The organism is Alteromonas mediterranea DE, from assembly GCF_000020585.3.
GTDB lineage: Bacteria > Pseudomonadota > Gammaproteobacteria > Enterobacterales > Alteromonadaceae > Alteromonas > Alteromonas mediterranea.
In genome coordinates, this window is record NC_011138.3 from 3036258 (window position 1) to 3049076 (window position 12819).

10 protein-coding genes are annotated in these 12819 nt (G+C 39.7%); 5 read left to right on the forward strand and 5 right to left on the reverse strand.

Annotation, left to right across the window (positions count from 1 at the left end):
* Nucleotides 1–2 precede the first annotated feature (2 nt).
* The 5 genes from asnB (at nt 3) to MADE_RS13500 (ending at nt 6471) form a co-directional block, all read left to right on the forward strand.
* Nucleotides 3–1901 (forward strand): asparagine synthase (glutamine-hydrolyzing), encoded by a 1899-nt coding sequence (gene asnB / locus MADE_RS13480; RefSeq protein ID WP_012519060.1) that lies wholly within the window; start codon nt 3–5, stop codon nt 1899–1901.
* Nucleotides 1898–3004: a glycosyltransferase gene (locus MADE_RS13485; protein ID WP_012519061.1), complete on the forward strand. Its 1107-nt coding sequence runs from the start codon at nt 1898–1900 to the stop codon at nt 3002–3004. Before asnB ends, MADE_RS13485 begins: the two co-directional genes overlap by 4 nt.
* A 227-nt stretch (nt 3005–3231) precedes the next feature.
* A complete protein-coding gene (locus tag MADE_RS13490; protein WP_232363063.1) occupies nt 3232–4032 on the forward strand; it encodes a sulfotransferase in 801 nt (266 codons plus the stop codon).
* Complete coding sequence (locus MADE_RS13495) at nt 4032–5336, forward strand: glycosyltransferase (protein WP_012519063.1); 1305 nt, start codon at nt 4032–4034, stop codon at nt 5334–5336. Before MADE_RS13490 ends, MADE_RS13495 begins: the two co-directional genes overlap by 1 nt.
* A 7-nt stretch (nt 5337–5343) precedes the next feature.
* Nucleotides 5344–6471 carry a glycosyltransferase family 4 protein gene (locus tag MADE_RS13500; RefSeq protein ID WP_012519064.1) on the forward strand — a complete coding sequence of 376 codons (1128 nt, stop codon included), beginning with the start codon at nt 5344–5346 and terminating at the stop codon, nt 6469–6471.
* On the opposite strand, the gene MADE_RS13505 is transcribed toward MADE_RS13500, so the two are convergent.
* The 5 genes from MADE_RS13505 to MADE_RS13525 form a co-directional block, all read right to left on the reverse strand.
* Nucleotides 6440–7525, reverse strand: a complete 1086-nt coding sequence (locus tag MADE_RS13505) for a glycosyltransferase family 4 protein (protein ID WP_012519065.1) — start codon at nt 7523–7525, stop codon at nt 6440–6442. The two genes, MADE_RS13500 and MADE_RS13505, sit on opposite strands and share 32 nt — an antisense overlap.
* 2 nt (nt 7526–7527) lie before the next feature.
* Nucleotides 7528–8979 carry a lipopolysaccharide biosynthesis protein gene (locus tag MADE_RS13510; RefSeq protein ID WP_012519066.1) on the reverse strand — a complete coding sequence of 484 codons (1452 nt, stop codon included), beginning with the start codon at nt 8977–8979 and terminating at the stop codon, nt 7528–7530.
* A complete protein-coding gene (locus MADE_RS13515) occupies nt 8976–10205 on the reverse strand; it encodes a glycosyltransferase (protein ID WP_080663239.1) in 1230 nt (409 codons plus the stop codon). The genes MADE_RS13510 and MADE_RS13515 overlap by 4 nt, the downstream gene beginning before the upstream one ends.
* Nucleotides 10202–11179: an O-antigen ligase family protein gene (locus MADE_RS13520; protein ID WP_158318451.1), complete on the reverse strand. Its 978-nt coding sequence runs from the start codon at nt 11177–11179 to the stop codon at nt 10202–10204. Before MADE_RS13520 ends, MADE_RS13515 begins: the two co-directional genes overlap by 4 nt.
* A 365-nt stretch (nt 11180–11544) precedes the next feature.
* Nucleotides 11545–12786 (reverse strand): hypothetical protein, encoded by a 1242-nt coding sequence (locus tag MADE_RS13525; protein ID WP_012519069.1) that lies wholly within the window; start codon nt 12784–12786, stop codon nt 11545–11547.
* Nucleotides 12787–12819: the final 33 nt, after the last annotated feature.

Here is a 12819-nt window from a genome sequence, read left to right on the forward strand (position 1 = left end):
TTGTGTGTGGAATAGCAGGGTTCAGTTTACTTAACCACCCCGAGGGCAATGAGGCATCTTTGGTAAAAATGGGTAACGCCATCTACCACCGAGGACCCGATGCAGGCGGCACTTATATCGACGATAGCGTAGGCCTTTGCCATAGACGTCTTAGCATCATTGACTTGTCCGAAGCCGGCAATCAACCTATGTTTTCCGGCTGTGGTAATTACGTCATTGTGTTTAACGGCGAAATATACAACTTCCTTGAGTTACGAGAAACGCTAGAACAAGAAGGCGTGGTCTTCAATTCTCACTCAGATACCGAAGTTATCCTGGCCCTGTATAAAAAAGAAGGCGTAGAGTGTATCCATCGTTTGAACGGGATGTTTGCATTCGCTTTGTGGGACAAACAACAAGGTCAGCTATTTATTGCCCGTGATCGCTTAGGCAAAAAGCCGCTTTACTACTTTAGTAAAGATGGCCGGTTTGCGTTTGCCTCTGAAATCAAAGCGCTCCTAACCTTAGAGAACATTCCGCGTAAAATTAGGCTGGATGCCGTTTACGATTTTTTCGCATACCAGTATGTCCCCGACCCCAAGAGTATATTTGAAGACATTCACAAACTGCCGCCAGCGCATTACATGTTAGTAACCAAAGATGGCATTAAACAGCGTCAGTACTGGGATTTGAGCTTTACCCATACTTCTAGTGATTCAATAGAAGACAATAAGGACAAACTGCTCTCTTTGCTTAACGAGACAACTCGTCAACGCATGATAAGTGATGTTCCACTCGGTGCATTCTTGAGCGGCGGTGTGGATAGCTCTGGTGTAGTTGCCCTAATGGCCAACAATAGCGACAAGCCAGTTAAGACCTGTACCATTGGCTTTGATAACAAAAAATACAACGAAGCAGAATTTGCAAAAGAAATTGCGCAAAAATACAACACCGAACACCATGAATTTACAGTCCATCAAAATGTTGCTGATCGGCTTGAAGAAATAGCACAATACTTTGATGAGCCCTTCGCCGACCCCTCGCTGGTGCCCACATTTTTTGTATCTGAATTAGCCCGTAAAGAAGTTACAGTTGCCATTGCAGGTGATGGTGGTGATGAAATGTTTGCTGGTTATGAAAAATACGCCATTGATGACATTGAAAAAAAGTTAAGGGATAAGTTTCCAAAAAAAGTTCGGGAAAAACTTTTTCCACCTTTAGCTAAGTTAGCTGGCACAATCCCTTTAAACATAGCAAAAAGAGCCAAATCGCTGTTAAATAGCTTAAGCCAGTCACCTGCCATGGGCTTTTACATCACGAACAGCCAAATGACCGACGAAACCTGGAGCAAACTTGTTAAACCCGACGTAGCGCGAGCGCTCGGAAATTATCATCCTAGTCGTATTACTCTTGATAAATATGAGGAGGCGGATGGTCCAGACCACTTAAGCAAGCTGCTTTACACTGATATTAAAACCTACTTAACTGGTGGAATTTTAGTTAAAGTAGACAGAATGAGTATGGCTAATCACTTGGAAGTTAGGGCTCCATTACTCGACTACCAAATTGCAGAATTCGCTGCTTCTATTCCTTCAGAACAAAAGTTTAACGAAGGAATAAAAAAGCGCATTTTGAAAGAAGCGCTCGTTCCGTTTATTCCAACCGACCTCCTTCACAGAAAAAAAATGGGCTTTTCTGTTCCACTAGCACAGTGGTTTAGGGGGGAGTTAAAACTGCTCTCAGAAAAATTCATAGTTAATGCAGATTATGGGGTTTTTGAATACTTGGAAAAAAGTGAAGTTATGAAGCTTTGGCACGAACATCAGTCTAGCAAACACGACCATGGTAGTATTCTATGGAGCATACTCATGTTTCAAATGTGGTTTAATCGCTATATACCTCAATCGGAGAGCATCCAATGAAGGTATTACACGTTACATATGATATGCGTATCGGCGGCACTGAGATGGTTATTAAAAATATTATCGAGGGTAATACCGACCCAGATGTTACGATGTCGATATTTTGTATTGAAAAGCCGTTGGGCCCTTGGGGCGAAGATTTACAAAATAAAGCCATTGCTATCCATACTCTATCGCGAAAAGAGGGTTTCGATTTCTCAGTTATCCGCTCTTTAAGAGAAACCATAAAAGCTAATAAAATTGATATTGTACATTGTCATCAGTACACCCCGTGGGTCTACGGTGCTTTAGCAGCAATTGGAACGTCGGCCAAAACAATATTTACAGAGCATGGCCGCTTTTACCCTGACAGCTCTAGCTGGAAACGCCGTGTCGTTAACCCATTTCTTGTCCAGCTTACAAGTGATATCACTGCTATATCGGAAGCTACAAAACAAGCTCTCTGCAAATATGAGTTTATACCCGAGAAAAATATTCGCGTGATCTACAATGGCATCAAAGCACTTACCTCATCACCTTCTCGCTCCTCCAAAGTACGCCTTTCTCTGAACATTACTGAGAGCCATATTGTTTTTGGTACAATTGCAAGGCTCGATCCAATCAAGAACCATCGAATGATGATAGAAGCCTTTAAAAAAGTTAATTTGGAGTTCCCTGACACCAAATTACTTATCGTAGGTGACGGCGAGGAAAGAGGAAATATTGAATCGCAAATTAAGCAGCTATCTTTAGAAAAAGACGTAATCCTTACTGGCTACATTAAGAACCCTAGCGACCACCTTGAATGCATCGATGTTTTTCTATTGTCATCTTTTAGCGAAGGGACATCGATGACATTACTTGAAGCGATGAGTTTTTCAAAGCCTTGTATAGTGACTGATGCTGGCGGAAACCGCGAGATAATAAAAAATAAAGAGAATGGCTTTGTATCAGAGAATGACAATGAGTTTCAATTTAGTCAGGCAATGAAATGCCTACTAGAATCTCCACATTTAATTAAACGTTTTGGAGAGAATGGAAAACTTCGCTTTTGCGAAAATTTCGTCTCCGGCACTATGGTTGAAAACTATAAACAGCTTTACAAGAAAACACTCAATAGATGAAAAAATTAATCAAGTCAATAATTGTCAATATTTTAATAAAGACGCTAGAAGACAGAGCTGTTCTTCAATCTATTCGTTCAAACGGCCCCAAGCGCGTGAGAACTTCAATACCTTTTGACAATAAACCCTCACCTTACCTTATTCAGAAACCTTCTAAACACTTAAAGGGGGAAGGTGTTATCTTTATAACTAGTCGTTTTCGGAGTGGATCAACGTTACTTTGGAATTTGTTTCGTAATATTGAAGGCTGTACGAGCTATTATGAACCTTTCAATGAGCGTAAATGGTTCGATGAAGAGACAAGAGGGAATCACGTTGATAAAACTCATGTTGGTGTTGACGATTATTGGCACGAGTATAAAGAGCTATCAGACCTTTCAAAGTTCTATGACGAAAAATGGATTCACAAACAAATTTACATGGATGAAAAGTCATATAATCCAAACATGGAGCATTTCATAGACTGCATTATTGAAAATACGAAAGGAACACCAGTTATGCAGTTTAATCGCATCGACCTTCGATTACCTTGGATCAAAAAGCACTACCCAAAAGCTAAAATAATTCACCTATACCGAAACCCAAGAGATGTCTGGGCTTCTTTTTTAACAAACAAGAAAGTAATGACTGCTTCGAATATCGAATCAACCTACGAAGATGCGTTCTACCTAGACGTTTGGTGTGAAGACCTCGCCGACTTTTACCCTTTTCTAGACCCAGCAGTAACTCGTCATCCTTACCAAAGGTTTTATTATCTATGGAAGCTTTCATACTTGTTTGGTACTGAATGGGCCGACCATTCCGTGTCTTTTGAAGACTTGGCTTATTCCCCGCATGACTGCATCCAAAGCATGTTCAATAATTTAGGTCTAAATGGCGATATCAACGAGCTCTCGAAAGTTATTCAGCCCCCGCCCCAACATAAGTGGAAAGAATTTGCTAAAGATGAATGGTTTTTGGAACATGAAAACCATTGCGAATCGAACTTATCGTTATTTTTTAGTCAAAAAAACTCTGGTAAAGAATAATGAAAGATAAATTAATCGAGATGATAAAGTACGACTACAACAAGGCCAAAGTTGTTTTTTTACCGCTTATTTATTTGGCAAATTCATATTATGTTAAGCAAAGGCCTAGTAAGTATTTATCATTTTTATCCACGGTTTTTAGACTGAATTGGCCCGGAACTTTTAACTTTTGCGTTAGAAAGGTTAGAACAAACTTTTTAGTAGGAAAAGAAAACTCGTTACCCAAAGAGGTTCTTGAGGATTTTTTAAGCAACATCCAAAATATTGAACGATATAAGAGGTTTCTTGATGAACCACAAGCAATGATGCCATCAATAATTACAGTGATAGCCCCTGCGAATGCAAGCTCTAAAGGCGTAATAATTATTGCTTACAGCTATTATTTTTTAATTTTTCTCAAATCGTTTGATTTCCAAGAGGTAGCAAAAAAATACCATATCGTATTAGAACCAAGCTGGAATGGGCTTTGTGAAGAGGCAATCTTAGCTTTTGCCCATTTAACCTCTCCTGTCTTCGTTATGGCTTACGAGCAAAGAGATTATAAATTTCTACAATCGATAAACGCCAATATTGTCCCTGTTAAGTTGAGTGCTAACTGGTGGATAAACCCTAAGATGTTTGGGGCTAATTGTACGGTAGAGCGTGATATCGATGTAATAATGATAGCTGCATGGGCAAAGTTTAAAAGGCACCAAGAGTTTTTCAAGGCGCTCAAAAAAATTAAGGCAAAAGGGAATAAGCTCAAGGTTGTATTAGTCGGGTATCCAAACGATTTAGAGATAGAAGATATCAAGCGGCAAGCTGAAGAATATGGCGTTCTAGATTGGTTGGAGTTCCATCAGTGGATCTCGCCCTCAGAAGTATCTTCGCTTTTATCCCGCTCAAAAGTAAATGTTCTCTGGTCTCGTTTTGAGGGTTTAAACCGCGCCATTATCGAAGGAATGTGTTGCAATACTCCGTGTATTGTTAGGTCGGGTTTCAATTTTGGTATGCAGTACCCATATATTAATGAAAACACTGGCAAGTATTCTAGCGAAACATCATTGAGCGAAGATATTCTAAATACAATAAACAACTACAAACTTTATGAACCAAGAAAATTTATTGAACAAAACCATAACTGCTTCATTGCGGCGCGTATTTTAGCCGACACTATCAGTCAGTATGACAAAGACTTCGAAAGGGAGAACTTGGTTACCAAAACGAGTGAACTTAACGGTATGCAATACATATGCGAGCAAGACGAAAAACGTATGAAGGCTGACTATAACTATCTAACAAGCCTGATAAAAAATAAAGTGTAAGCGTTTAATGAAAATTATATTTATAGCAAACTCTGAGAAAATGGGTGGTGGAAATAAATCCTTAATATCTATATGTAGATCGCTAAGAGAGCGCGGCGATATTCCAATTGTGTTCGTTCCGGCTGAAGGCAGACTTTCGATGGAGTTAACAAAGTTGAAAATTAGATACCAAATAATACAAACTCGATTTTATGATAAGCCATCAGCACGTATAGCTTGGATGTTTGCAAAAATATTGCTTTTGCTTGTCAAGGAAAGGCCAAACCTAATCCATGCAAACGATGTTTACTGCTATAAATATTTTTCATTAGCAGCAAAGCTGCTAAATATACCTATACTATGTCATTTTAGGCACTTTATTAGTGGAAACATAGGCGAGTATTTATTAGATGTTCCTCCTACGTTATGCCTGTTTAATAGTGAATACAACCTCAAACGAACTCTTGCACTGAATCCCACCTTATTTGACGAGTCGCGTTCGATGGTCTTGTATAACTTTTTCCACGAAAAAGAATACTATCCACATAATGATGAATCTTCGTTCAGAGAGCTTTTCAACATTAAAAGCGACGTTTTTCTGATGTTGGTTATTGGAAATATCAATCCAGGTAAAGGTCATTTGGACCTTGTAGCAGCAGCTCGAAGCTTGCAGCTAACCGGTTTTTTTGCGAGCTATCCCAACGTTAAATTTGTCATAGTCGGCGAAGACGTCACCAATTCAGGCATCGCTACAGAAATGCAAGAGCAGATTGAAAAAGCTAAATTAGCCGAATACTTTATTTTCACGGGTTTTGTAACTAACACAAAACCGGCATTTGCTGCATCAAATGCTGTTCTTATTCCTAGTATTGAAGAGCCATTTGGACGTGTTGCGGTAGAGGCTGTATTGGCACGCAAGCCTGTTGTTGCCAGAAACAATAGCGGGTTATCCGAGATATTGTCACCATTAAATGCCCCTGTGTTAACGGACGATGACAGTATAGAAAGTCTGACTCGAGCCATAGCGCTTAGAGTGAAAAAAGAAGCAAAAGAGAGTTTGCTAGAGAAGGATGCGCAAACAATCTCTCTGCGCTTCTCTGAAGAAAACCAGTTTAATCGCTTGGTCAATTCAGCTTATCTACCTCATGCAAGGTAACCTTTGACTTAATCTCCGTTACTAAAGGACGTATCACCCTATTCCAATCGTACTTCTTGGCTTCTTCTAGCGTCTGCTTCCTTTTCTCAATCCAATGTTCGTGGGTATATTTGTCGGATAGCTCTTTGAGAGTACTAGTAAGTGAACGTGAAGAATTAATATCAAAGAGTTGTCCAATATTGTCATTCTCTTTAATCATTTCTGAAAAGTAAGGCAGTCGACTTGCAACAACAGGTGTACCAACAGTCCAAGAAGCTAACAACGCTCCACTTGTTGTTATGTCTTTATACGGCAACAGCGAGATATCAGAAATAGCTAAAAACTCGTTAAATTCAGTGTCTGTTAGGTTTTTACTCACTAACCTTACCCTATCACCTAAACCGTAGTTAGTTATCCGTTCGGCCAGTAAGGCTAAATATGCTTTGTCTTTACAGCGCCCAGCAATCAAGAGTTGCGCATTCTCGACATTTCTTAAAGACTCTAGTGCCAATTCGTGTCCACGGTTTGGTCGAATTTCGCCAACTAAGCCAATACATATTTGCTTTTCCTTAATACCAAACCTTTTCTTTAATTTCGTGTTGTCTTCGACCGGTATAAAAGTTTTATTGAAGTTTCCATGATAAACAATGCACACCTTAGCTCTCGTCATCATTGAACTTTCTATCCACTTTTTAGACCACTCACTGTGGCATGCAACAATGTCAGAATAAAAACAGAATAGGCGAACACCAACCCAATCAGCCCAAGTGACTCTGCCGTGAGGCTTGTGGTTATGTACGGTCCAAACGATCACTTTGCCCAATCGCTTCGCTCTTTTCATGAACCGTAACATGCCAATTATGGACTTTAGTTGCTGAAAAAGCGTACCACCTTCCCAAAAGCGCTCTATCCAATGAAAGTGAATGACACTTTCTTTGGAAGCCATAAGTGCTTTGTCAGTAAATTCATGACCAATCTTTACCTCAAAACCGTTTTTTTCAAGCGCTTGAGCCATTGCTTTTTGGTATGCATGCCAATTAGTCGCGGGGTAAAAGCCTATTAGAGGGCGATTCACAATCAACCTTTCCTTGCTACTTTTAATATAAGAGGTTTACTCAATTGTAAGACTTCACCCCATAAAGGGTGCTTAGTCGACCATACTCCTACCAACCAAGTAATCACCAGAATCGGTCCCATTAGAACTAAACTTAAATAAGCCGGAAGTGCTCGATAATCCAATATAAAATCCCCGACAGTGGCAACGCCAAAGCACATTGCGGTTAACATGACATTTTTAAACATCGCTTTCGAAAAAGTAAAAATCGAAAGTCCAGTCGCGAAATAGACTGCTATTGAACCCACAACAAAATCAGCAAAGCCAACGAAGGCCATCGCCCATGCCACATACTTGAGACCATAAGGGTAAGCGAAATATACAAGGGTTAGTGTTAGCGTAAACAGAACTAATTGCTTAAGCAGCATAACTCTTTCTTTGTGAACCGCCATCAGCAGTTGTGGAGAAAAATTATGAACAAGCCGTAAAATGGCCCAAATTGATAGGATAGCGGCTAAGGGAACCGTGTCTAACCACTGCTCTCCAAATAGCAGCATAATAATTGGGTAACTCATGACACCAGCGGCAGCAAGAATTGGCCAGCAAACCCCACCCATTAAAAGGCTCGCTCGAATATACGCCTCTTTCATATTACCACCATCTCTGTTGACCCCAGACAAATAAGGTAATACCACGGGCCATACGCCAGAGGATATGAGAGTAGTGATAAACTGATAAAACCCCACACCTCGAGAGAAAAACGCAACTTGTGCGGTGGTTCCAAGCTTACCGATCACTAGATCTGGCGCATTTGCATCAAACCTAGCAAGAAGGTTAGTCATTGACGAGTAAAAGCCAAATTTGAAAATAGGTTTTAAGCCCTTAAAACTAGGAATAAACCTAGCAGCAGAAGGGCGAAAGATATAAACGAGAATTGCTTCTACCAATGAACCGAACAGAAGGCCCCATGCTAGCCCCAAAATACCCAACCCCATTAAAACTAAAACAAGAGAGGCAAGAAAACGACTGACTTCTGTCAAGATATTTACTTTGACAAGCTTGTCAAATTGCAAGTTTCTCGAAAGCAAAGAGGTGGTTACACTTGTGAAAGGTGCAAATATAAAATTGAGTGACAATATGTAAAAAACGGGAGCAACTCGCGGCTCGTCAAAAAACAATGATAAATAATTAGAAGATGCAGCAAGAGAAAGGCCCAAACCCCAAGAGAAAATAATAGATAGCCCTACTCCACTTCGTACCTTAGCTTCTGTTAGTTCTTTTTCTCTAATCAAGTAGCTTGTTGTCCCCATGAGTTTTAACTCTGAAGCTATTAACACCACCGCTCCTGCGATGGCATAAACCCCAAGCTCGTCCGGAGTTAATAAACGAGCCATAATGATTACGTTTACAAAGCCAATTATCTTTAAAAGATATTGAGATATAGCAGATAGTATTACCGAATTACGAACGTTCAATTAGCCAATTCCAATTTATCAGCAACTTTATCACAAGGTAAAAGATAGCTTAGTGCGTTTTTATTAATCTTCACTGATTTGTTAATGAATTCTAGTGCTGCGCTGCCCATTTCGTCAGTTAATACTCTGTTTTCTAATAATGCTATACAGGTTTTCCCAAAACCATGCTCTTCGATGGAAAAAATAAACATGCCTTTCCCATTAGCGTGCTCAATACCCTCTGCGCCTTCATGCGACGTCACCAGCGGTTTGCCGTACGTCAAAGACTCTACCGACTTTATCTTTAAGCCTGAACCAGTCAAACAAGGGTTAATACAAAATGCACACGAGTCATAATATTCAGCTAGCGAATCAACCCTGCCTAAAAAGCTAATGCCGGGTATTTTTCTTACCTCTATTTCTGTGTATATGGCACCGGCAATATGCAGCTCTGCATTGGGTATAGCGCTTCGAATATTGTCCCAATGACTCTCAATGAAGCACTCTAAGCCCTCTTTATTGTGTTGATTCTGTGAACCAATAAACCCGATAACATGCGGATTGTCAGTTAAATAAACTTTGCGTCTCGCGGGCTCAAGTATGTCCAACGTCACTACCTTAGTATTAACCCCTTCTAGACAAGATGAAAATAGTTTCGCTTCATTTCTTTGAATCGCCAGTGCGTAGTCGAAGCGCTTGAGAAGGAATCTTTCTTGGTCGTCTGTCAATTCCCACCACAAGCCGTGGCCATTGCGCTCTCTTATACGTTTATTTCTGTTTGCAAACCTATCATGAGTATCTACAATTCTGACGATATTTTCTTCGAGTCCCTCAACCAGCTTAGATAACAAGACATACTCACAAATAACGGCTGTAGGTTTTACTTTTTCTACAATACTTTTAAATTCTTCGCTAAGACTTCTAGTAACGTATGCATCTTCGAATATTTTATCTTTTATAAAAGCAAACTTTTTAAGAGGTGTTTTACGTTTGAAGAAATTCAATAAGCGCTGATACCAAGTACCTTCAAATATCTGGCCATTATTCAGCTCGTAGTATCGTGGACCATAGTGCTCAACCATTGCGTCTCCATTCCTCCTATCGCTAATTTCACGAATAGGATGAAGTATAAAGTGAACTTCGCAACCCAATGATTCTAATATACTTACTAATTGTCTCACTCGCTCAGAGTTACCAGACATTGCTTTGTGCGATACTACTGGGCTAACCACTATTACCCTTGTCATTTTGACATCAATCCCTTTTTATCAATGGTATTTCTTTTTAAGAAGTAAACATTATAAGACGCTGCAACAAATAGTATTAACCAACCTAATATTTCTGCTCTAAACCTGTTCATGAATGTCATAGACACCGCAAAACACATGAGTGAACACTGCAGAGCATACATTTTAAAGTACGCGTCTATGTTTCCCTCTTCTATTAATGATTTTCTAATTTTTCTAAGGGTAAAGTAGGCCGAGGAGAGCAAAAAAATAAATAGAATAAAGCCCGTGTAGCCTTGCTCTGTTAATACTTCTAACCACGTAGAGTGGACGGACCTGTTTCTAGATTGGCCGGTATCGACATTAGATGGTACATATACGTGCGAAACAGCGTCGAAGCCTCTTGCTCCTAAACCTAAAGGATGATCTTTAGAAACTTCCACAGCGGCAGACCAAAATGTGAGCCGTGTTTTACCTGTTTCTTTCTGAGCAGTTTTTTCTTCAGATTTAATGGTCTTCATGCGTTCAATAAAACCATAATCAACTATGTATGCTGCACCGCAAAGCCCTAAGATAGCTATCCATGCTACCGTTGCTTTTTGCCTTGGCCTTTGAAACGAAGAAAAAAAGAGCTTCCACATAAAGTAGCTTACGCTTATTGCTACCGCTAAAAAGGACGCTCTACTGTTAATAAGTACTATTGCATTGGCAGTAAACACACCTGCGATTGCAAAAAATGCTTTTTCTTTTATAGTGCGAGACACCCAAAAATAATACAGGTTAATAACAATCGCTGGAGCCAACGCTGCTGCTAATCCATTTGCTTCAGGCGCATCAACAGTGCCAACCCCCTCAACTCTGTCTCCTGCATTTCTTCCTGTTTGAAACACAATAAAACTACTAAACCAAGCCCCAAACAGATAACCCCAAATGGCAATATTTAAGTGCTTTGCGTTAGAAATAAGTAAGAAGGCTAGCAATAAAATAATGAACATCTTGGTGTATGCGTCGAGCAACTGCGAATGATGCCACGGTGCAATTGCCTGCGTGTACGTAAACCAAGTGACCAACAAAAGTAGCAATTGCCATTTAAACGTCGGCACTTTATAGAACCTATTGTTTTTTACTGTGCGAAAGTTAACAGCAACTAACAAAAACATAAATGCAACCGACATGAAGGAATATGGCAGGTTCGGGACCATATATCCCCACCAGCGATTCGCTGGATGAATAAAATATATCGCCTGATAGAGAACAAACGCGTACACGGGGGCACGTGCAAAAGACATGACAACACACCCGATGTGAGTCATGGCAAACAACAATATTTGAAGCATTTACTGAACGCCTAGAACTTGATTTAAAGTTGGTCTAACTTATATACCAACATTAGAGGTGCGTTTTCGTATTTACTCTGTTTGTAGTCTCTATGAGCATACAACACGAACAAACGATTTGTTTTACTGTGAAAATCTGCACCAATTATTTTCCAATGCTTAGACGACTTGTCAAAATAGCCATATTCATAGGGTCTATGTGCATATGGCGCCATCCCATCTTCTTTTGTCTTATTTAATTCATTAACTTTCCATGACCAAAAATAGTTGTAGTTATCTTTCGCTTTTTTACTACACGGACCACCGCAAACATTGCCGTTATCTTGCTTGGCTTTATAACCTATTCCTCCTTTGTGCCCACCGGAGTTTCCTAATACAAAATAAGAATTGCTTCTAGGGATAATAAAACCGTAAATGCCTTCAGAAACTTCGGTCCATAAATCATTCTCACCCGAGTCATTATATCTATCAGGATGCAGTGGGTGCTTTAAAGAGAAGTCCAGTAGAGGAGTGGTAGGTAAAAAGCCTTTGTTTACGTCACCGGTTAAAGCTGTAAATGGATAAAATAGAAAAGCAGTTGGTCCAATACTTAGTCTAGAATTGATCGAGACATTACTTGCGTAACCTGTTAGATAATCACTTTGCCAGCGAGCTCGCCATGGCTCTGGTACTGGGCTAACCCACCCAGCGGCATGTGCACTACCTTTTAACGAATAGAGTCCGCTCAACTTAGTTTTCTCTAAATTCTTAGCATCTCGAATTATAAAGCTTGTCAGTTTTTCATTAGCATTTGCATCATATTTTTCGACAGCATTCACCCACAGCTGCCCGTCAACATACTCTAAGCCTGTAATCTTATCTAATTTGATTTTCTGTTTATTTTTCAACCTCTTTAAATGCGCTTTATACGGCTGGAGAATTTTTGCCATCTTTAATTTATCTAAATTTTTAGACTTGATGATTTTCGGTACTGACATTTCAGCGATCGCTTGATGATGTGCATGCCCCACTACAAAAAATGACTTTGCATCATCAGTTAACGTGAACGTACCTTCTGAGTATGCAATTCTAGAGTCACCTGATTCAGTCAGGGGCAAACGGAATGCACCTTCAAACTTTATTCCCTCGTGTCTAAACAAAGGTAAGGCTGAAAAATCACTATTTCGCTCAACGTCTGAAGCGTACAAAACATTAGAAAATAGGGTAATTACACAGCAGAATAAAATTCTTTTATTAGGCTTTAAACGCATATAGTTGATAATCATTTTTGTCACTTTTTAAAATTTTAAATCAATGAG